Source organism: Gaoshiqia sediminis (assembly GCF_025907915.1).
Classification (GTDB): Bacteria; Bacteroidota; Bacteroidia; order Bacteroidales; family Prolixibacteraceae; genus Gaoshiqia; species Gaoshiqia sediminis.
In genome coordinates, this window is sequence record NZ_JAPAAF010000132.1 from 1 (window position 1) to 398 (window position 398).

Below are 398 nucleotides of genomic sequence, written 5' to 3' on the forward strand. Positions count from 1 at the left end.
GTGAAACATCCCGAAGAGCTGTACAATTACTATAAAAGTTTGGGATTAACCTTTATGCAGTTTATCCCGATTGTGGAAACGGATAAAAATGACCCCTCAAAAGCTGCCGACTTTTCGGTTTCGGCTGAAGACTACGGTCGTTTCCTGAATAAACTGTTCGACCTGTGGCTGGCCGATTTTAAAGACGGACAACCTACTACTTCGGTTCGTCATTTCGAATCGGTTTTCCACAGTTATGTGGGGCTGGAGGCGCCCGAATGTACGATGATGAAAGAGTGTGGCCCGTATGTGGTGATTGAGCATAACGGCAATGTTTATAGCTGCGACTTTTTTGTGGAACCGAAATGGAAGCTGGGCAATGTGATGCACGACCGGCTGATTAATATGCTGAACTCGAA

1 protein-coding gene is annotated in these 398 nt (G+C 45.7%); it reads left to right on the plus strand.

Annotated features, from left to right (window positions below):
- Nucleotides 1-398, plus strand: a 398-nt coding sequence (locus tag N2K84_RS20700; RefSeq protein WP_282593654.1) for an SPASM domain-containing protein, incomplete at both ends; no start/stop codon positions are given.